This window comes from Streptomyces sp. BK340, assembly GCF_007827595.1.
Lineage (GTDB): Bacteria > Actinomycetota > Actinomycetes > Streptomycetales > Streptomycetaceae > Streptomyces.
In genome coordinates this window covers 1-18,662 of sequence record NZ_VISR01000037.1, presented here as the reverse complement: position 1 = coordinate 18,662, position 18,662 = coordinate 1, and the positions used below count along the sequence as shown (strand labels likewise).

The following is an 18,662-nucleotide window of genomic DNA, read 5'->3' as shown; positions in this document are numbered from 1 at the left end:
GCCCGGGCGGGGTGGCGGTCGTCCCCTCGGAGAGGGGTCCTCGGGGATCCTTCTCAGGTACTACAGGCAGGGGGCGGGCCGGTACTCCGGTGCCGGGCCGACGGGATCAGCGGCCGCCGGGGCGGACCAGACCGGACTCGTAGGCGAAGATCGCCGCCTGGGTGCGGTCGCGCAGGCCCACTTTCACCAGGATGCGGCCCACGTGGGTCTTCACGGTCTGCTCGGCGACGACCAGGTGCTCGGCGATCTCGGCGTTCGACAGGCCCTGCGCGATCAGCGCGAGCACCTCCGTCTCGCGCTCCGTCAGCTCGCCCACCCGCTGTTTGAGCGGGGCCCGGGGCGAGCCGTCCAGGCGGGCGAACTCGGCGATCAGGCGGCGGGTGATGCCCGGGGCGAGCAGCGCGTCCCCGGCCGCCACCACGCGCACCGCCTCGGCGAGCTGGTCGGCGGAGGCGTCCTTGAGCAGGAACCCGGAGGCCCCGGCGCGCAGCGCGTCGTACACGTACTCGTCCAGGTCGAAGGTGGTGAGGACCAGGACCTTGACGCCCGGCTGGTCGGCGGTGATGCGGTCGGTCGCCTCGATGCCGCCCAGTTCGGGCATCCGGATATCCATCAGGACCACGTCGGGGGCCAGTTCGGCGGCCTTGGCGATCGCGTCGCGTCCGTGCACCGCCTGTCCGACCACCTCGATGTCGGGCTTGGTGTTGAGCAGCACGGTGAAGCCCTGGCGGACCATCTGCTGGTCGTCGGCGATGAGTACGCGGATGGTGCCGGCGCCGCTCGTCATGGGGTCGGTTCTCCTGTCGGGGGCTGAGGGGGGTGCGGGTCGTCGTCGGACAGGGGCGGGAAGTGGATCTCGGGGCGGGGAAAGTCCGGGCGCAGCGGCCGGGGCGGACGGCGGGTGCCCGTCTTGGGGAGGAACGCCGTCACCATGAAGCCGCCGTGCAGGTTCGGGGCCGCGGTGAGGTGCCCGCCGAGCATCGCCGCGCGCTCCCGCATGCCCAGCAGTCCGTGGCCGGAGCCCGGGGAGGGCTGGACCGGGCGGCTGGGGCGGGAGTTGGTCACGCACAGGAAGATGCCGTCCGACTGATGGTCGACCTCCACCCGGACCCGCGAACCCGGGGCGTGCCGCAGGGCGTTGCTGAGCGCCTCCTGGACGATCCGGTACGCCGAGAGTTCCACACCCTGTGGATAGGCGCGGGACGTGCCGCGACGGTCGATGACGACGTCCAGACCGGCCGCCCTGGTGTTCTCGATCAGGGCGCCCAGACGGGCCAGGTTCGGCTGCGGGGCGTCGGGGGCCGGGCCGCTGCCGGGGGCCGTCAGCCGGTACGGGTCCCCGGCCGCCTCGGAGTCGTCGGGGGACTCCGAGCGCAGGACGCCCAGGACACGGCGCAGCTCGGTGAGGGCTTCCAGGGCGTTGTTGCGGATCCCGGCGAGGTTCTCCTTCAGCTCCTCCGAAGGGTTCTCCACCAGGTGGGGGGCCACCTGGGCCTGGATGGAGATCACCGACATGTGGTGGGCGACCACGTCGTGCAGCTCGCGGGCGATACGGCTGCGCTCCTCCAGGAGGGTGCGGCGGGCGCGTTCCTCCGCGGTGATCGTCGTCTGCTGGACCAGTTCGGTACGGGCCTCGCTCCGGCTGCGCAGGGCCGCGCCGATGACGGCGGCGACGGCGAACAGCCCGATGGCGACGCGCCCCGTCGCGGTGTAGGCGTTCGCTCCCAGGCCGCCCTCGACGAGGGATGTCACCAGGGCGGTCGCGCCGAGCGCGGCGACCGTGCCGCGGAGCCGGACCCTTAGGGCGAGAAGCAGGAGCACGGCCATGTGGGCCAGCAGAACGGGCGTGGACCAGGGCCAGTCGGGGCTGAAGAGCCGGAGCGGCGTCGCCAGGTTCTGACGGGCGAGCAGCGCGGTGAAGACGGCGCCGGACAGGGACAGGGCCCAGGCGGGGACGGGGCGCCGGAGGGCCAGGACGACAGCGGCGGCCTGGAGGAAAGTGCTCAGGAGCGCCACAGCGGGGGTGAAACCGTAGCTCTGGTGCAGCTCCGCGGCGCCGGCCAGGAGGATGCCGAAGGCCAGCCAGCCGACGAGGAGGTAGGTGACCAGGCGGAGCCAGCGGTACTTGGAGAACGGGGGTGAGTTGGGGGAGGGGGTCTCTCCCAGCCAGGTGCGCAGGCGGGACTTGCCCGGCGCGTCATCGGGTGCGGGTGCGCCGGGGGGCACCCGGCCTCCGGCCGGGTCCGGGGTCCCACCCGCACCACCCGTGCTGCTTTCGTCGTCAGGGGCGGGTGGCCCCTGTGGGGCGAAAACGCCGTCGGCGGGCGCGGGTCGGCCCTCGGGGGCCTCTGGGGTCACTTGGTCAACTTTAGGCATTGCGGGGGGTCTTCGCTCGGGGGGTGTGGCGGTGGACGAGGCGGGAGGGGCGGCTTCGGGGGCGGCGGGGGCCCTGTTCGTGGTGGCGGAAGGTCAGCCAGAAGAGGGCCAGGGTCAGGGCGAAGAGAGGGAGGCAGGCGAGGCGGGACGCCACCCAGGCCAGGGAGTCGGGGCGGGTGTGGAGACCGGGGAGGCGGCCGGCCAGGAGGGCGGTGGCCGTGGTGACCATCAGGGCGGTCTGGTGCCAGAGGAAGATCGTCATCGCCGAGAGGTTGGTCAGGGTGACCGCCGCCCAGGCGAGGGGGCGGGTCATCGCCCGGTGCAGGCGGTCCCGGAGGAGCAGCGCCAGGCCGCACTGGGCGAGGCCGAAGGTGACGGCCGCCAGGGTCGGGGGGTTGAGGTTGGAGATCTGGGCACCGGGGACTCCGACCATCGAGGCGGGGTAGCCCGCCCACAGGATCAGGGCCGCCGTCGCCGCCGTACCGGACATGAGCAGGACCCAGGCTGCCCGGCGGCTCTCCAGTTCGCCTCGGGTCCAGGCCGCGCCCAGGGTGTACGGCACCAGCCAGCCGGCGGCCAGGTTCACCCAGCCGAGCCAGGACGGGCCGGTGTGCAGGCCGAAGCGCAGGACGTCCACGTGCAGGACGACGGCCAGCGGCCAGAGGGGGTTGAGGCGGGTGAGGAGGGGGGTCGCGGCCGTCAGGGCCGCGAAGACCAGGAGGAACCAGAGGGGGGACAGGGCGAGTTTGAGGAGCGTGTGCACGGTGGCGAGCGGGGCGCCGGTGAGGAGGAGGGCGAGTGCGGCCACCGTCCACAGCGCGAGCAGGGCCGCCACCGGGCGGAGGAGACGGGTGAGGCGGGCACGGAGCCAGTCGCGGTACGTCGTGCCGCGGGCCTTTGCCGAGGCCAGGCCGCGGGTCGCCACGTGGCCGCCCACCAGGAAGAACACCGCCAGCGTCTGGAAGACCCAGGAGACCGGGGCCAGCCAGGGCATGTGCTGCAGCGGGCTCGCCGTGTGCAGGCCGCCGTCCTGCGCGACGAGTGCCGTGACGAGCCAGTGGCCGAGGACGACGCCGAGTATCGCGAAGGCGCGCAGGGCGTCCACCGCCCGGTCCCGGGAGGCGGGTGTGGCGGCGTCCACGCGGTGGGCGCCCTGACGGATCGCGTGCAGTGCGCGGCGGGGAGCGTGCGCGGTCGGCTCAGCCACGGGTCACCTCCGAGGTCTCGCCGAGAGTGATGCGGGCCAGGTTGGCGAGGGAGACCGAGCCCGGGGTGAAGTAGCCGCTGTGGTCGGCGTCGGCCGCGTCGAAGACCCGGGCGCCGAAGGCGCGGGAGACGGGGTCGGTGCCGAAGCCGAGGGTGGCGAGGAGGAGGCCGGCGCGGACGTGGGGTACGTGCGCGACCCAGTCCCTGCTGCCGCGGGCCGCCCAGACCCGGGCGGGGGTGCGCAGGCCGGCGACGGTGTCCGCGGCCGTGCCGGGGCTGCCGAGCAGGACCATGTCGTCCACGGGCAGGGCGGAGGCGGAGCGGGCGCAGACGACGGAGCCGTAGGAGTGGCAGAGGAGCGAGACCCGGGTGCCGGTGGCGGGGGTCAGGGCACGCAACTCCCTGATGAACGCACGGAGTCGGGGGGCCGCTTCGTCGGCCCGGGCGGTGGTCGTGACCGTGGTGCTGATCGTGGCGGGGCTCTCGTAGCCGAGCCAGGCGACGACTGCTGTGCGCGGGTCGGTGCGGTGCGCTTCGCGGTAGAGGGCCGCCGCCGTTCTGTGGAAACGGGCGTAGGTGTCGAGGGTGGTGTCGGAGCCGGGGACCAGGACGGCGACGCGGTCTGCGCGGGTCGGGTCGCCGAGGACTTCCACGGCCTGGCCCGAGCCCCTGCCGTCGAAGGTGAGGAGGTTGCGGGTGGCGAGGGTCCGGTCGGCCGCGGCTCGGTGGACGTCGCCGTGGGCGGCGGCCATGTCGGCTGCGTGCACGGCGTTCTCGCGGTTCGCCTCGTAGGCCGACCGGAGGGTGGCCGCGGTGGGGGCGGGGAGCGTGGGAGGGGCGGGAGCCGGGATCCCGGGGTGGGCGGCCGCGGTGAGGGCGGCGACCGCGGCGGCCGTGAGGAGGGCCTGGCGCCAGAGGCGGTGCCTTTTCGGGTGCGGGTGCGTGGGTGGGGACCCGGCCTTCGGCCGGATCCGGGTTCCCGCCCGCACCACCCGTACCGCTTTCGCCGTCGGGTGCGGGTGGCCCCCGTGGGGCGGAATCGCCGTCGGCGGCTGCGCGTTGTCGGTCCGGAGCGGCAGCGGCGGGTTGTGCCCCATGATTCGTTCCTCCCGGAGTGCCCGGCCATCGGGCTCGTCCGAGAGGCAAGTTAGGAATCGGGGGGTGTCGTCGGCGTCCCGCCAGGGAGCTGTTCTGCCGGGTAGCTCTCAGGTACTACGGGTATGACGGGGGCGGACGGCGGGGCTCACCAAGCCAGTTGGGCGATCTCCTCCGCCACCACCGCGCACGCGTCCGCCGCCGGGTCGATCAGCGGGAAGTGGCCGACGTCCTCCAGCAGCGTCAGGCCCACCACCTCGCCCGCCTTCGCCGCCGCGTCCGCGTAGGCCTCGGCGACCGCCTGCGGTACGACGAGGTCGGCGCGGCCCTGGACCAGGGTCGTCGCGATGCCCGTCGGGAGCAGGAGCGCCGGGTCGGCGTACGGCCGGCGCTCGGCGAAGTCGTTCTGGCCGCCCAGGAGTTGCAGGGCGGCGTTGCCGCAGACGTCCAGCTTCTCCGACACCGCGAAGTCCGCGATGGGGGCGAGAGCGACCACGCCCCGCAGCGGGGCCGGCCGGTCCGTGCGCCAGGGGGCGTCGGCGGGCAGGACGTGCCGGGCCGCTGCCCACAGCGCGAGGTGGCCGCCCGCCGAGTGGCCGGTGAGGACCATGCGGCGGGGGTCGGCCTGCGGGAGCGCCCCGTGGACCAGGGAGGGGAGGACGTCCATGGCGGCGGCCACGTCGTCGAAGGTGTCGGGCCAGCGGCCCGCCAGGGGCGCGGGCGGGGCTCCGGCGCCCGGTCCGGCCCCGGTGTTCTGTGCGGGGATCTGCGGGTCGCCGCCGCGCCGGTACTCCACGTTGGCCACGGCGAAACCCTTACGGGCCAGGTAGTCCACGAGGGGGGTGATGTGGCGCCGGTCGTAGGGGGCGCGCCAGGCCCCGCCGTGCAGGACGACGACCAGCGGAGCGAGGGCCGTGTCGGTCCGCGGGGCGTAGAAGTCGATCACCTGGTCGGGGTGGTCGCCGTACACGGCGGTGACGTCGGGGTCGACCGCGGGGTGCGAGAAGGCCGACTCCTCTTCGGCGGCGGCGCGGGCTGCGGCGGCGTCGTCCGGCATGCTCCAACCTCTCAGCGACGATGCGGGTGCCTCCCCGGCCTTCGGCGCTGGGGGAGGGTTCGGCGGACCAGGCGGCGATTCTTCGTCGGCTGTTGGCGGGGACGGTATCAGGCCGGTGACGTGCGCGGACATGGGGTTGTCACACACGGTGAGGGCGGGGCGCAACCGCACCCCGCCCCAACTGCCGCGACTCGCCTAGCCGAGCACCTCCGCCAGCACCCGAGCGGCCCGCTCCGTCTCGGCGAAGCTCACGTACAGCGGGCTGAAGCCGAAGCGGAGGACATCGGGATTGCGGAAGTCGCCGACCACGCCCCGGTCGATGAGCTGCTTCATCACGTCACCCGCGTCGGGGCAGCGCAGGGCGATCTGGCTGCCGCGCTCCTCGTGGAGCTCCGGGGTCACGGAGGTGACCCGGCCCGGCTCGGTGTACGCCGCGACGCACTCCAGGAAGAAGTCCGTCAGGGCCAGGGACTTGGCGCGGACCGCGGCGACGGAGACCTCGTCCCAGATCTCCAGGGCCGCCTCCAGGGCCAGCATGGACAGGATGTCCGGCGTGCCGACGCGGCCGCGCAGGGCGCCCGGTGCCGGGTCGTAGGACTGGCTCATGCCGAACGGCTCGGCGTGCGAGTTCCAGCCGGGCAGCGGCGAGTCGAAGCGGTCCTGCAGGTCGCGGCGGACGTAGAGGAACGCCGGTGCACCGGGGCCGCCGTTCAGGTACTTGTAGGTGCAGCCGACCGCGAGGTCGACCCCGTGCTCGTCCAGGCCCACCGGCAGCGCGCCCACGCTGTGGCACAGGTCCCAGACCGCGAGCGCGCCGGACGCGTGGATCGCGGCGGTCAGCGACGGCAGGTCGTGCAGCCGGCCGCTGCGGTAGTCGACGTGGTTCAGCAGCACGGCCGCCGTACGCTCGCCCAGCGCCGCGGGCACCTCGGCGGGGGTCACCGGGCGCAGGGTGCGGCCGGTCAGGCGGGCCGCCGACTCGGCGATGTAGCCGTCCGTGGGGAACGTCGTCGCGTCGACCAGGATCTCGTCGCGGGTCGGGTCCACCATGCGGACCGCTGCCACAAGTGCCTTGAAGACGTTGACACTTGTGGAGTCGCCGACCACGATCTGGCCCGGCGCCGCGCCGACCAGCGGGGCGATGCGGTCACCGATCCGCTCGGGGGCCGTCCACCAGCCGCTCTCGTCCCAGGAGCGGATGCGCAGCTCGCCCCACTGCCGGCGGACGACGTCCTCGATCCGGCCCGGCACGTTCGCCTGCAGGGCACCGAGGGAGTTTCCGTCCAGGTAGATGCCCGCGGCGTCAGCCGCATGATCGGATGCATTGTCCAGGACGAAACGGGAGCGCAGCGGGGCCAGTTCGTCGGCCGCGTCCAGCTTCTTCGCGCGCAGGCTCAGCTCAGACATGGGACCTCGCCGTCCACAGCTCCGGGAACACGTTCTTGCCGGCGCGCTTCTCCAGCCAGGCCACGCCGGCGGAGCCGCCCGTGCCGGCCTTCGCGCCCATCGCGCGGCGGGTGGCGACCAGATGGTCGTTGCGCCAGCGCCAGACCAGCTCGGCGACGTCGGACAGCGCCTCTCCGAGGCGGGCGAGTTCGGCGTTCTGGTCGCCCGAGTAGATCTCCGTCCAGGCCGCCTCGACGGCGTCGGAGGTCTCGTAGCGCAGGGCGACGTCCCGGCGCAGGACGGCCTCGGGGATCGCGTGGCCGCGCCGCGCGAGCAGCCGTACGACCTCGTCGTACAGGCTCGGCTCGTGCAGCGCCTTCTCCAGTTCCGCGTGGACGCGCGGGGCGCCACGGTGCGGGACGAGCATGGACGCGGACTTCTCGCCGAGCAGGAACTCCATGCGGCGGTACATCGCCGACTGGAAACCGGAGCCCTCGCCGAGGGCGGAACGGTACGAGTTGAACTGGGCCGGGGTCAGCTGGCCGAGCGGCCGCCAGGAGGCGTTCAGTGCCTCGAGCTCCCGCACGGAGCGCTTCAGCGCGGCGACGGCCGTCGGGACGTCGTCCGAGCGCAGGGCCTTCGCGGCGGTCTCCCACTCGTGCACGATCACCGTGAACCACAGCTCCATGACCTGGGTGGTGACCAGGAAGACCATCTCTCCGGGGTCGTCGGAGAGGGTGTGCTGGAGATGGGTGAGCACGTCCGCCCTGACGTAGTCCTCGTACGGCGTCGTGCCGGCGAAGTCGAGATGCGGGGTCTCGGGCTCAGCGGCCTCACGAGGGGGGCGAGCCGGTTGGGACATCGCTGTCTCCTGTTGTTGCTCCGGGTAGCGGTCCGCCCCTGCCGATGCCGGCACGGGGGCCCCGGTCCCCAAGCGGAATCCTCCGCAATCCCAACGGATACGGCAAGGCCCGTCTGCTGCCAGACGGGCCACACCGGGCACTCCCGCAGCGGTCAGCCCAGGGTCTGGGCGGCCGTCGGGGAGGAGTCCTTCAGGAACTGCGAGCAGCGCTCGTACTCCGCCTGCTCGCCGATGGACTGGGCGGCGCGGGCGAGGGCGTGCAGGGCGCGCAGGAAGCCGCGGTTCGGCTCGTGCTCCCACGGGACCGGGCCGTGGCCCTTCCAGCCGCCCCGGCGCAGGGCGTCCAGGCCGCGGTGGTAGCCCGTACGGGCGTAGGCGTACGACTCCACGACCGCGCCCCGCTCGAACGCATCGTCGGCCAGCTGGGCCCAGGCGAGGGAGGAGGTGGGGTACTTGGCGGCGACGTCCGCCGGCGCGGTGCCCTGAGCGAGGAGTTCGCGGGGCTCCGGGTCGTCGGGGAGGTGAGTGGGGGGCGGGCCGCCGAGGAGGTTCTCGTGAATCGTCATGTGTTCAGTCTGGCGCACCGTGACCGGGACGGCTCAGCCGACCGTGCCGCAGCCCCCTAGGGGGCTTCGTGGTCCGGCTCCAGTGGCGGGGACATGACGGAGCCGTGCCGGGTGCATTCGGGGTGGAGGCAGTTCGGAGGGGGCCGGCGGATCAGGGTGAAGGCCAGGACCGCGCCCAGGACCAGCACACCCGCGCAGATCGGCATCGCCCGGTCGAACGCCGCGTCGAACGCGGCGGCGGACCGGTACGCCTCCGGACCCATGCCCGCCAGGAGCGGGAGCCCGGCGACGGCCATCAGGCCCGCCGCCCGCGCCGCCGCGTTGTTGATGCCGCTGGCCAGGCCCGCCCGGGCGGTGTCGACGGAGGCGAGGACCGTGGCGGTCAGCGGGGCGACCAGCACGACCATGCCCGTGCCCATCACGAGGAGCGGCGGGAGGACGTCCACGAGGTAGTTCGCGTCCGGTCCCACCCGGAGCATCAGCAGCATCGCCGCAGCGCACAGCAGGGGACCGACGGTGAGCGGCAGGCGCGGGCCCGTGCGGTCGGCCAGCGCGCCGGAGCGGGCCGAGAACAGCAGCATCATGGCCGTCGTGGGCAGCAGGGCCGTACCGGCCTGCAGGGCGGAGTAACCGGCCACCACCTGCAGCTGGAGCGCGGTGAGGAAGAAGAACCCGCCGAAGGCCGCGTACACGCACAGCGTGACCAGGTTGACCGCCGTGAACTGGCGCGAGGCGAAGATGTCCGGCGGCAGCATGGGGTCGGGGCGGTGCTTCTCGACGTAGCCGAAGGCGACGGCCGTGGCCACGCCCGCGACCGCGCTCAGCACCACGCCCGGCGAGCCTCCGGGGGCCTCGATGAGCGCGTACGTGAGCAGGGCCAGCGCCAGGGCGCCCAGGGCCGCGCCGAGGACGTCGAAGCGGCCGTGGGTGCGTGCGTCGGTCGACTCGGGGACGTGGCGCAGGGCGACGGGGACGCACAGGAGGGCCAGCGGCACGTTGAGGAGGAACACCCAGCGCCAGCCGGGGCCGTCCACCAGCCAGCCGCCCAGGAACGGTCCGACGGCCGCGCCGATGCCGCCGAAGCCGGACCACAGGCCGACCGCCCGGCTCCGGTCGTCCGGGTGGAAGGAGGCCTGGATGAGGGCGAGCGAGCCGGGGGTGAGGAGCGCGCCGCCGACGCCCTGCAGGGCCCGGGCGGCGATGAGGACCCCAGACGTGGGGGCCAGGCCGCACAGCAGGGACGCCGACGCGAACCAGACGACCCCCAGCACGAAGATCTTCCGGCGGCCGTAGCGGTCCCCGAGCGAGCCGCCCAGCAGGATCAGGCCGGCCAGCGTGACCATGTACGCGTTCACCGTCCACTGCAGGGCGGCGAGGCTCGCGCCGAGGTCGCGGCCGATGGTCGGGAGCGCCACGTTGACGACGGTGGAGTCCAGCATGGCCATGCTGGAGCCGAGGACCGTGGTGAACAGGATCCACTTGCCCTGCAGCGAGGCGATCCGGACGTCGGGCATGCCCCCAGATATACAGCGGACCCGGTGCCGGGGCACCGGGTCCGCCGCAGACGTCCTCGGACGCGCTTACTTGATCTTGTTACCCGCCGAGCGCAGGTGCTGCGTGGCCTCGAGGACACGGGCCGCCATCGACGCCTCGGCCAGCTTGCCCCAGGTGCGCGGGTCGTAGGCCTTCTTGTTGCCGACCTCGCCGTCGACCTTCAGGACGCCGTCGTAGTTCTGGAACATGTGAGCGGCGACCGGACGGGTGAAGGCGTACTGGGTGTCCGTGTCCAGGTTCATCTTCACGACGCCGTTCTCCAGCGCGGTCTGGATCTCCTGCTCGGTGGAGCCGGAGCCGCCGTGGAAGACGAAGTCGAACGGGGACGCCTTGCCGAACTTGGCGGCGACGCCCTCGTTCAGCTCCTTCAGCAGCTCGGGACGGAGCACGACGTTGCCCGGCTTGTACACGCCGTGCACGTTGCCGAAGGAGGCGGCCAGCAGGTAGCGGCCCTTCTCGCCCAGGCCCAGGGCCTCGGCGGTGCGGATCGCGTCCTCGACCGTGGTGTACAGGGAGTCGTTGATCTCGTGGGAGACGCCGTCCTCCTCGCCACCGGTCGGGGTGATCTCGACCTCGAGAATGATGTTGGCGCGGCGGGCCTGCTCCAGCAGCTCCTGCGCGATGGCCAGGTTGTCGGCCAGGGTCTCGGCGGAGCCGTCCCACATGTGGGACTGGAACAGCGGGTTGCGGCCGGCCTTGACGCGCTCCTCGGAGACCGCGAGCAGCGGACGTACGTACCCGTCGAGCTTGTCCTTCGGGCAGTGGTCGGTGTGCAGCGCGATGTTGACCGGGTACTTCTCGGCGACGATGTGCGCGAACTCGGCGAGCGCGACCGCGCCGCTCACCATGTCCTTGCTGTACTGGCCGCCCAGGAACTCGGCACCGCCCGTCGAGATCTGGACGATGCCGTCGCTCTCCGCCTCCGCGAAGCCGCGCAGCGCCGCGTGCAGGGTCTGGGTCGAGGTGACGTTGATGGCCGGGTAGGCGAACTTGCCTGCCTTCGCCCGGTCGAGCATCTCGTTGTAGACCTCGGGGGTTGCGATGGGCATCTGTCCGCTCCTTGGGTGTGCGGGTTGGCGATCTGCGTACTACGGCCCTGACCTAGACCTTGGGGGCGACGTCATCGTCGTCCCCATCTTTCCAGACATGACGTGATGGTCGGCGCCCCGGTCAAGTCCAGGTCAAACCGGCGCGTCAGTCCAGACCCAGTTCATCCTTCGAGAAGGCGAAGACGTACGGCACGCCGGCCTGCTCGGCGATCGCCTCGGCCGCGCCGGTCGCCCGGTCCACGATCGTGGCGACGGCGACGACCTCCGCGCCGGCCTCGCGCAGCGCCTCCACGGCGGTCAGCACGGAGCCGCCGGTGGTGGAGGTGTCCTCGACGGCGAGGACGCGGCGGCCCTTGACCTCGGCGCCCTCGATACGGCGCTGCAGGCCGTGTGCCTTGCCGGCCTTGCGGACCACGAAGGCGTCCAGGACCTTCCCGCGCGCGGCGGAGGCGTGCAGCATCGCGGTGGCCACCGGGTCGGCGCCCAGGGTCAGGCCGCCGACGGCCTCGAAGTCCAGCTCGGCGGTCAGGTCGAGCATGACCTGACCGACCAGCGGCGCGGCCTCGCCGTCAAGCGTGATCCGGCGAAGGTCGATGTAGTAGTCGGCTTCCTTGCCCGACGACAGGGTCACCTTGCCGTGCACCACGGCCTTGTCCTTGATCTGCTGCAGCAGCGCGCCGCGTACGTCCGTCATGCCGAACAGCCTAGGGCCTGCGCCAGCTCCAGGTGGTCGTCGCCTCCAGCGGTTCCAGCGGCGTGACCAGGCGGGGCAGTGTGTTCAGGCCGTTGGGCGGACCGGTCTGCGGCTCCACGCAGACGGCCTCCGCCTGCTCGTCGTAGACGACGACCCACTCCTCGCGGCTGGTCACCTTCAGCTCCAGCTGTCCGGGCCAGGTGAGGGTGACGTCGACGCCGCCGGGCATGCCGAAACAGTCGTCCCAGGGGCCGGGCTTCGGATCGATGCGGTTGCCGGTCGGCAGATGGTCGGCGCCGCGCTCCTCCTGCCAGGCGGGGGTGAAGTCCAGCGTGACGTCCTCACCGCCCAGGTTCCGGTGGAACCAGGGGTGCCAGCCGATCTGCGCCGGGAAGGAGTCGTCGTACGCCTCCACGGACATCGTCAGCGTCAGGCTGCCCTCGGTCAGCGTGACGACATGGGTGACACGGCCGCGGTGCGGCCAGGGGTCGGCCAGGTCGTGCGTGATGACGGCCTCGTGCGCGTCGACGCGGGCCGTGCGCCAGGCGCCGTCGCGGGCAGTGCCGTGGATGGCGTGCGGCGGCGAGTTCAGGGGCATCTGGCGGACGGTGGCGCCGTCCAGGAAGCGGCCCTCGCGGATCCGGCCGCACCAGGGCACCATCGGGAAGCAGCCGAAGCGCTCGCCCTGGCGCAGCAGCTCCGTGCCGCCGATCCGGAGCCCACCGATACGGCCGCCGTTGCCGGGCCGCACGACCACTTCCGCGTCGCCCGCGGTCAGCGTGATGTCTTCGTTACTCACGGGACGACCCTACTGGGGCGATCAAGAGGGCGTGCGCCGTCCGCGCGGTGCCAGGGTGGGGGGGCATGAAGTACATGGTGCTGATGTACGCCGATCCGGCGGCGACCGAGGCCATGACCGCCGGGCAGCGCGCCGAGGTGTTCCGCAGGCACGAAGCGCTCCACGAGGACCTGGCGGAGACCGGCGAGATGCTGAACGGCGCCGGTCTGGGCTACCCGAGGGACACGGCCGCCCTCCGCTGGGCCGGGCAGGGTTCGGTCACCGCGTACGGGCCGCTCACGGACGCCGCCGAGCAGCTCACCGCCTACTACGTCATCGAGTGCGCGAGCCCGGAGCGGGCGCGCGAGATCGCCGAGCGCGTCCTCGACTTCCACGTCGTGGCGGTCGAGGTGCGGCCGGTGCACGACTGGTTCGGCATGGGCGAGGCACCGGATCGCCAGGGCCTGCCGGACGGGCCCGGGCCCGCGGCCGTCAGCGGCGCTTGCGCAGGGCGCGGCCCACGACGATCGCCGAGGCCAGGGCCAGGGCCGCCGCGGGGGCCGCCCAGCGCAGGGCCGGGTTCCCGCCGACGGTCTGGGGGGCCGGTACGGGGGCGTAGCGGCCGCGCGGCGGGGCGTGGTCGACCTCCTCCGCACTGCGGCCGATCATCGTGCGGCGCGCGTGCGCGGCCTCGGCGGGGGGCTCGCCCAGGTCCTCGAACTCTTCGCCGAAGCGCTCTTCGGAGGCCGGGGCCTCGAATGCGGCCGCGCCGGTGTCCTCGCCGTCCTCGGTGTCCAGCGAGGGCGGGGGAACCTCGGTGTCGAAGACCGAGGTGTGTTCCGGCTCGGGCTCCGGCTCCGGTTCCCTCTCCTCCGGGGCCTCCGCCAGGCTCTCCACGAAACGGTTCAGCAGCCGGGTCACCGCCGAGGCGACCGCGTCCGCCGGCAGCTCCGCGATACGGCCGTCCGCGTTCGCCGTGCCCTCGACCGTGACGGTGGTGCCGTCCTCGGTGCCGGTGAGGCGCAGGGTGAGGGCGAGTTTGACGGCGCCGGTGCCGCGGGCCTCGGTGGCGTCGCCCTCGACGGCGTACGTGCCGTTCTCCCGGGGCGTGACACGCAGCGCTCCCCGGTAGGTGACGGAGTGCCCGCCCACGCGCAACTTCAGGCGTCCTGCGACGGGTTCGGCGCCGGCGTCCTGCTGGAGTCCGGGGACCGCCCGCGCCACCCGTGCGGGGTCGGCAAGGGCTTCTCCGAGCCGCTCGGCCGGAACCGGGACGAAGACCTGGTGCTCCATGTCGGACGAGCCTACCCAGGAGTGAGCGGAACGTACCCTCCCGCGAACAGGTGCCTCGTCAATAACGCGGATGCACCAGCGTCGACGCCGGCAGCCCCTCGATCCGTGTGCGGGCCGCCGCCCGCGCGTCGGCCGTCAGCTCGGCCCGGGACAGCGTCCGCGGGTTCGGACCCCCCGGGCCCAGGGTCAGCCGAGGAGCCGGGCCCCACGGCGCCGCCAGCAGGAACCCCCAGTCGTGCGGTGCCCGCGACGCGCCCGCCGAGCGGTCCGGACCCGCCGGGAAGCCGGAGTCCTGGCCCAGGGCCCGGTAGGGGGAAATGCCGAAGCCGGCTGCGCGCAGGGTCGAGGCCACCGTCCAGAAGACCCGGGGGCGGGCCGCGACGGGGCCGGCGTGCACCACCAGGCGGCCGCCGGGAGCCAGGACGCGGCGGGCCAGGCCGTAGAACTCCTGGGAGTACAGCTTGGTGCTGGCGGTGATGCCGGGGTCGGGCAGGTCCGCGATCACGACGTCGTACGACGGCCGCCGCGCCCCGCGCAGCCAGTCGAGCGCGTCCGCGGTCGTGACATGGACGCGGGGGTCGTCGAACGCGTGGCCGTTGAGGGCGGACAGGCCGGGGTCGCTGCGGGCCAGACCGATCAGGCCTGAGTCGAGTTCGACGACGTCGGCGCGGCGCACGCCGCCGTACCGCAGGACCTCGCGGGCGGCCAGGCCGTCGCCGCCGCCGAGGATCAGCACGCGCGCGTGCGGGCCGCTCATCACCGGGTGGACCAGTGCCTCGTGGTAGCGGCGTTCGTCGCGGCCGCCGACCCGCAGCCGGCCGTCCAGGAAGAGGTCGAGGGGGCGCCCGTGGGTGCCGCCGGCGAGGACGACCTCCTGGACGTTCGTCTGCAGGGCGACCCGGACGTCCTTGCCGTACACCGCGTGCCGGGCGGCGCGCTCGAACTCGTCGGCGAGGGCGGCGGCGGACGCGAGCACGGCGAGCACGGCGAGGCCGACGAGCAGCAGGGTCCAGCGGGCGCGGCGGGTCAGGTCGCGGCGGAACAGGCCGAGGACCAGGGCGCCGCCCGCGACGACGTTGACGGTGCCGGTGAGCAGGGCGCCGGTCAACTGGCCGAGGAACGGCAGGAGAAGGAAGGGGAAGGCGAGGCCGCCGACCAGCGCGCCGACGTAGTCCGCCGCGAACAGGTCGGCCACCGCGCCGCCCGCGTCCTGGCGGCGGATGCGCTGGATCAGCTCCATCAGCAGGGGGACTTCGGCGCCCACGAGCAGACCGATGGCGAGCGAGAAGGCGACCAGGAGACAGCGCGGGCCGTCGGCCCACACGCCGCCCCAGCCGCCGGTCCAGGCGAAGACGGCGTACAGCGCCATCGCGCTGCAGCCGCCGACCAGGGCGAGGGCGGTCTCGATCGCGCCGAAGCCGGCGGCCGCGTGCCAGCGCAGCCGCTTGGCGGCGAGGGAGCCGATGCCCATCGCGAAGACCATCACGGACAGCACGACGGACGCCTGGGTGACCGTGTCGCCGATCAAGTACGAGGCGAAGGCGACGAGTTCGAGTTCGTACACCAGTCCGCAGGCCGCGCAGACGAAGACGCACACGAGGACCAGGAACCGCCCGGTGCCGGGCCGGACGGGCAGCCGTGCGGGGCCGGGCTGCCAGGGCGAGGTGCCCGGGCGCGCGGGGGCGTGCGGTTCGATCACGTTGCGACGTTACGTCACACGCTCGGTACGCTTCGTCACCCACACGTGTGGAACTCGGGGCAGTTGACGCAATGCCGGTTTATGTCGGCCGAGAGCATGTCCGACAATATCTAGCTCGACTGGGCCGCCGGCTCCCGTGACCCGACCCGGGTCCGGGTCGCCACCAGCTGCCCGTCCTGCGGGTATGCGTGCCAGGTGCGCCAGTGCACCTGGCCGCCGTGGCGCTGGGCCAGCATCGCGGTGAAGGCGTGCGGGCTGCCGGGGAAGACACCGGCGAGACCGTGCGGGTGCTCGGAGACGAGGGCCAGCAACTCCTGGGCGCGGCCCGCGAACGAGCCCGGGGTGAGTACCTCGACGCGCGCCGCGAACTCGTACTCCCAGTCGCCGACCCGCTTGGCGACGCCCAGCGGCAGCGGGGTGCTGGACCCGGGGATGCACGCGACCGTCTCCGAGCAACTGCCCCGCTCCTCCTCCAGAAGCACCTGGTGGGATGCGCCGAGCAGTCTCAACTGCATTTTCACCCCGGTCAGTTCCAGATCGAGGGTGGCCAGGGCGGGCAGCGGCTCGCGCCCCAGGGCCCAGGCCAGATCGGCAGCGCGGGTATCGGTGTAGGAGGTGTTGAGGGTCGTGAGCATGGATCGGCTCCGCTAGCGCGCAAAGAAGAGGGGGGAGATCGGCCATGTCAGCCCGGTCAGCCCGGCCGGCCCGGCCGGGGAGGGGAGTCCGCAGGACGTCCGCGAGGCTGCGCTGGTGTTTTAGAGGGAATCATGAAGAGTGGCTCCGCCACAGCGTTTTTACCCAACTTCGTGGGGTTTCCATCCCTCAGAGGGCTCCACTGTTCAACTGTTCAACCACGGCGTGCGCCGGTCGCTTGGGAAGAACGGTCGGGCGCCCGCGGAATGCCTTCGTCCGGCGGGCGCCCAGGGGCGGGAAGCTCGGCTGCCCCGTGTCAGCCGCCTCCCCCGCATCCGCCCCCGCCGCAGGAGGAACCCCCACCGCAGGAGGAGCCCCCGCCGCAGGACGAGTGACCCCCGCACGACGAGTGACCGCCCCCGCAGGAGTGGTGGCCGCCGTGGTGGCCGCCCGAGTGATGGCCGCCGGACGACGAACCGCCGCCCCCGTCACCGGCCCACCAGCTGGCGCCCGCGCCGGACGACGAGCCGTACGCCCGGTTCCGCCCCCGTCCCTTGCGGAGCGACAGCCCTGCGTGCCGCTTCCGGCGCATCCTGCTCGCCAGGGTCAGCACAACCACGCCCACCGCCAGCATGGTGAATTCGATCGCGGTGTCACTCATGGCGTCGCCCTCCTTCCGTCCCCCGAAGCGGCCCCCGTGGACGCCTCGTCCTTCCCGCCTGTGGTGCGGTGACCGGGGGATGCCCGACCCTCCTGTGCCTCAAAGCAGAGTTGAGGAACTTCAGAGGGTTCTCGCACGGAAACGGCCCCTGACCTGCACAGAAGGGCAGTTCAGGGGCCGTCCGGTTGTCAGTGGGCCGTCTGTGGGCCGTGATCTCCCTGAGAGAGGCTCTGAAACACGGAATCAATGGCGCGCCGGGCGCGCTCGCGGCTGTCGGGCATCAGGTGGGCGTACACCCGGAGCGTCAGCGCCGGATCAGCATGCCCCATGTACTCGCTGACGGCCTTGATGTTCTCGCCCGCGTCCAGCAACGCGGATGCGTAGAAGTGTCGGAGGGCGTGCATGCCGTGCTCGCGCGCCGACTCGTACTTGCCGTCGTCGTCTGCTTCCGGGATGAGGCCGGCGGCGGCGAGAGCGGGCTTCCACTCCTTGCCGTTGAAGTTGCTCCGCCACACCATTCCCCCTTGCTCAGCCGTGAAGACCAACCGGGCGGACACCCTCGGCCCTTCGGGCACGTCCCACGGCAACGTGATCTCTGCGGGCTTGAAGGCGTCCATGTGCGCGCGAAGGGCTTCCGCGACGGAGCTGGGCAGCGGTACGGTCCGCTTCTTGCCGCCCTTGGGGAGGGCGAAGACCGGGTGACCCTCCACGTGCTTGATCTGCCGCACCACGTGGAGCGTGCGCCCGTCCACGTCGATGGCATCCTCGGCCAGGCCGAAGACCTCCCCCTGACGGAGTCCGCATCCGGCTCCGACATCGGCCATCGCTCGGTACCGCTCCGGGAGAGCTGCCCGTACGGCAAACACCTGAGCAGGTACCCATGGGACTACCGCGTGCGCGTCGGGCTTGGGCCTTCGAACGGTCCGTGCGCTGCATGGGTTGCGCGACAACAGCGAGTCGTCCACCGCAGCAGACAGGACCGACTGAACGTCCGCGAAGATGTTCCGGGTGTAGGAAGCGCTCACGCCGGACTTCGCTTCCAGCGCGGCCAGGAGCTCCCGGATGTGCTCAGGCCGGAAGGTCCCGATCGGCCGTGACCCAAGCACCGGGTAGACGTGCAGCCGCAGGCGCCGGCCGAGTTCCCTCCGGGTCATCGGGCTGGACGTCTTGCTGTCCAACCACTTCTCGGCGTACTGCCGGAAAGTGATCCGCACGGACTTCGGGTCGGTGTACTGACCGCGCGTCATGTCCGTCTCGATGGCGCTGAGCCACTTCTCGGCGAGGCGCTTCTTGCCGTCGGGGAAGCTCTTGGACTTCTCGGTGCCGTCGGGGCCGACGTACCGCGCGCGGTAGCGAAGGCCGGTGCCGTAACGGTCTGTCCTGACACGGACGGTCTTGCCGTCGGCGCCCCTCTGAGCCCTGTACCAGCGGTCTTGGATGTGGCCAGCCATTAGGCAGCCTCCCCGAGCTGGGTGTCGACCCAGGCCCGCACGTCGCGGGGGTCGAAGCGCAGGTGCCGGCCGACCCGAAAGCCGCGGGGACCGGTGTGCTTGCGGCGCCACTGGTACACCGTCTCGACGCTGGGCAGTTCGAACATCTCGACCAGGTCCTCAGGGGTCAGGAACCGGTTCGGCAGCTCTGAGGCCATGGTCAGCAGTTCCTTACGTTCTAGGTGGGTTGGTTTCGGTCACTCGTAGGATCGAAAGACCCGGGGATGCTGGGTGTGGCTTTCAGCGCTCAGCCCACTGGTGGC

At 72.7% G+C, this 18,662-nt stretch carries 18 protein-coding genes and 1 pseudogene; 1 reads left to right on the top strand and 18 read right to left on the bottom strand.

The window, feature by feature from the left end; all coding sequences use genetic code 11:
* Window positions 1–106: 106 nt before the first annotated feature.
* The 12 genes from FB157_RS41715 to FB157_RS41660 form a co-directional block, all read right to left on the bottom strand.
* A complete protein-coding gene (locus FB157_RS41715) occupies window positions 107–787 on the bottom strand; it encodes a response regulator transcription factor (protein ID WP_145886233.1) in 681 nt (226 codons plus the stop codon).
* Window positions 784–2,178 carry a sensor histidine kinase gene (locus FB157_RS41710; protein WP_261386894.1) on the bottom strand — a complete coding sequence of 465 codons (1,395 nt, stop codon included), beginning with the start codon at window positions 2,176–2,178 and terminating at the stop codon, window positions 784–786. Before FB157_RS41710 ends, FB157_RS41715 begins: the two co-directional genes overlap by 4 nt.
* A gap of 190 nt (window positions 2,179–2,368) precedes the next feature.
* Window positions 2,369–3,583, bottom strand: coding sequence for an acyltransferase (locus FB157_RS41705; RefSeq protein ID WP_261386884.1), 1,215 nt, complete (start codon window positions 3,581–3,583; stop codon window positions 2,369–2,371).
* On the bottom strand, window positions 3,576–4,679 hold the full coding sequence (locus FB157_RS41700; RefSeq protein WP_145886229.1) for an alpha/beta hydrolase: 1,104 nt from the start codon (window positions 4,677–4,679) through the stop codon (window positions 3,576–3,578). Before FB157_RS41700 ends, FB157_RS41705 begins: the two co-directional genes overlap by 8 nt.
* Window positions 4,680–4,825: 146 nt before the next feature.
* Window positions 4,826–5,734, bottom strand: a complete 909-nt coding sequence (locus FB157_RS41695; protein WP_145886227.1) for an alpha/beta hydrolase — start codon at window positions 5,732–5,734, stop codon at window positions 4,826–4,828.
* A 195-nt stretch (window positions 5,735–5,929) separates the two neighbouring features.
* Window positions 5,930–7,141, bottom strand: coding sequence for a kynureninase (kynU, locus tag FB157_RS41690; protein ID WP_145886225.1), 1,212 nt, complete (start codon window positions 7,139–7,141; stop codon window positions 5,930–5,932).
* A complete protein-coding gene (locus FB157_RS41685) occupies window positions 7,134–7,982 on the bottom strand; it encodes a tryptophan 2,3-dioxygenase family protein (RefSeq protein ID WP_145886223.1) in 849 nt (282 codons plus the stop codon). Before FB157_RS41685 ends, kynU begins: the two co-directional genes overlap by 8 nt.
* Window positions 7,983–8,134: 152 nt before the next feature.
* Complete coding sequence (locus FB157_RS41680; protein WP_145886221.1) at window positions 8,135–8,548, bottom strand: DUF3151 domain-containing protein; 414 nt, start codon at window positions 8,546–8,548, stop codon at window positions 8,135–8,137.
* Between the two features lie 56 nt (window positions 8,549–8,604).
* A complete protein-coding gene (locus FB157_RS41675; RefSeq protein ID WP_145886219.1) occupies window positions 8,605–10,062 on the bottom strand; it encodes an MFS transporter in 1,458 nt (485 codons plus the stop codon).
* A gap of 66 nt (window positions 10,063–10,128) precedes the next feature.
* Window positions 10,129–11,151 carry a class II fructose-bisphosphate aldolase gene (gene fbaA, locus FB157_RS41670; protein ID WP_145886217.1) on the bottom strand — a complete coding sequence of 341 codons (1,023 nt, stop codon included), beginning with the start codon at window positions 11,149–11,151 and terminating at the stop codon, window positions 10,129–10,131.
* 145 nt (window positions 11,152–11,296) lie between these two features.
* Entirely contained in the window at window positions 11,297–11,845 is a 549-nt protein-coding gene (gene pyrE, locus FB157_RS41665; RefSeq protein WP_145886215.1) for an orotate phosphoribosyltransferase, read from the bottom strand.
* Between the two features lie 10 nt (window positions 11,846–11,855).
* Window positions 11,856–12,644 (bottom strand): aldose 1-epimerase, encoded by a 789-nt coding sequence (locus FB157_RS41660; RefSeq protein ID WP_145886213.1) that lies wholly within the window; start codon window positions 12,642–12,644, stop codon window positions 11,856–11,858.
* A 65-nt stretch (window positions 12,645–12,709) separates the two neighbouring features.
* On the opposite strand from FB157_RS41660, the pseudogene FB157_RS49770 reads away from it, so the two are divergent.
* Window positions 12,710–13,042: pseudogene (locus FB157_RS49770) on the top strand (YciI family protein); the annotation flags it as partial.
* 73 nt (window positions 13,043–13,115) lie between these two features.
* Here the strand turns inward: FB157_RS49770 and FB157_RS41650 are convergent.
* The 6 genes from FB157_RS41650 to FB157_RS41625 form a co-directional block, all read right to left on the bottom strand.
* A complete protein-coding gene (locus FB157_RS41650) occupies window positions 13,116–13,916 on the bottom strand; it encodes an SRPBCC family protein (protein WP_145886211.1) in 801 nt (266 codons plus the stop codon).
* A gap of 58 nt (window positions 13,917–13,974) precedes the next feature.
* Entirely contained in the window at window positions 13,975–15,615 is a 1,641-nt protein-coding gene (locus tag FB157_RS41645) for a polyamine aminopropyltransferase (protein ID WP_145886209.1), read from the bottom strand.
* Window positions 15,616–15,725: 110 nt separating this feature from the next.
* Complete coding sequence (locus tag FB157_RS41640) at window positions 15,726–16,250, bottom strand: DUF2617 family protein (RefSeq protein WP_145886207.1); 525 nt, start codon at window positions 16,248–16,250, stop codon at window positions 15,726–15,728.
* Between the two features lie 314 nt (window positions 16,251–16,564).
* The gene (locus FB157_RS41635) at window positions 16,565–16,909 is read right to left on the bottom strand and encodes a hypothetical protein (protein ID WP_186581924.1); all 345 of its coding nucleotides are present in this window, start codon (window positions 16,907–16,909) and stop codon (window positions 16,565–16,567) included.
* A gap of 188 nt (window positions 16,910–17,097) precedes the next feature.
* Window positions 17,098–18,360 carry a site-specific integrase gene (locus tag FB157_RS41630; RefSeq protein WP_145886205.1) on the bottom strand — a complete coding sequence of 421 codons (1,263 nt, stop codon included), beginning with the start codon at window positions 18,358–18,360 and terminating at the stop codon, window positions 17,098–17,100.
* Entirely contained in the window at window positions 18,360–18,557 is a 198-nt protein-coding gene (locus tag FB157_RS41625) for an AlpA family transcriptional regulator (RefSeq protein ID WP_145886203.1), read from the bottom strand. Before FB157_RS41625 ends, FB157_RS41630 begins: the two co-directional genes overlap by 1 nt.
* Between the last annotated feature and the right edge of the window lie 105 nt (window positions 18,558–18,662).

Coding starts and splice junctions, on each gene's coding strand:
- FB157_RS41715 (WP_145886233.1), bottom strand. CDS start 787: ATGACGAGCGGCGCCGGCACCATCCGCGTACTCATCGCCGACGACCAG.
- FB157_RS41700 (WP_145886229.1), bottom strand. CDS start 4,679: ATGGGGCACAACCCGCCGCTGCCGCTCCGGACCGACAACGCGCAGCCG.
- FB157_RS41695 (WP_145886227.1), bottom strand. CDS start 5,734: ATGCCGGACGACGCCGCCGCAGCCCGCGCCGCCGCCGAAGAGGAGTCG.
- kynU (WP_145886225.1), bottom strand. CDS start 7,141: ATGTCTGAGCTGAGCCTGCGCGCGAAGAAGCTGGACGCGGCCGACGAA.
- FB157_RS41685 (WP_145886223.1), bottom strand. CDS start 7,982: ATGTCCCAACCGGCTCGCCCCCCTCGTGAGGCCGCTGAGCCCGAGACC.
- FB157_RS41680 (WP_145886221.1), bottom strand. CDS start 8,548: ATGACGATTCACGAGAACCTCCTCGGCGGCCCGCCCCCCACTCACCTC.
- FB157_RS41675 (WP_145886219.1), bottom strand. CDS start 10,062: ATGCCCGACGTCCGGATCGCCTCGCTGCAGGGCAAGTGGATCCTGTTC.
- fbaA (WP_145886217.1), bottom strand. CDS start 11,151: ATGCCCATCGCAACCCCCGAGGTCTACAACGAGATGCTCGACCGGGCG.
- pyrE (WP_145886215.1), bottom strand. CDS start 11,845: ATGACGGACGTACGCGGCGCGCTGCTGCAGCAGATCAAGGACAAGGCC.
- FB157_RS41650 (WP_145886211.1), bottom strand. CDS start 13,916: ATGGAGCACCAGGTCTTCGTCCCGGTTCCGGCCGAGCGGCTCGGAGAA.
- FB157_RS41640 (WP_145886207.1), bottom strand. CDS start 16,250: ATGCTCACGACCCTCAACACCTCCTACACCGATACCCGCGCTGCCGAT.
- FB157_RS41635 (WP_186581924.1), bottom strand. CDS start 16,909: ATGAGTGACACCGCGATCGAATTCACCATGCTGGCGGTGGGCGTGGTT.
- FB157_RS41630 (WP_145886205.1), bottom strand. CDS start 18,360: ATGGCTGGCCACATCCAAGACCGCTGGTACAGGGCTCAGAGGGGCGCC.
- FB157_RS41625 (WP_145886203.1), bottom strand. CDS start 18,557: ATGGCCTCAGAGCTGCCGAACCGGTTCCTGACCCCTGAGGACCTGGTC.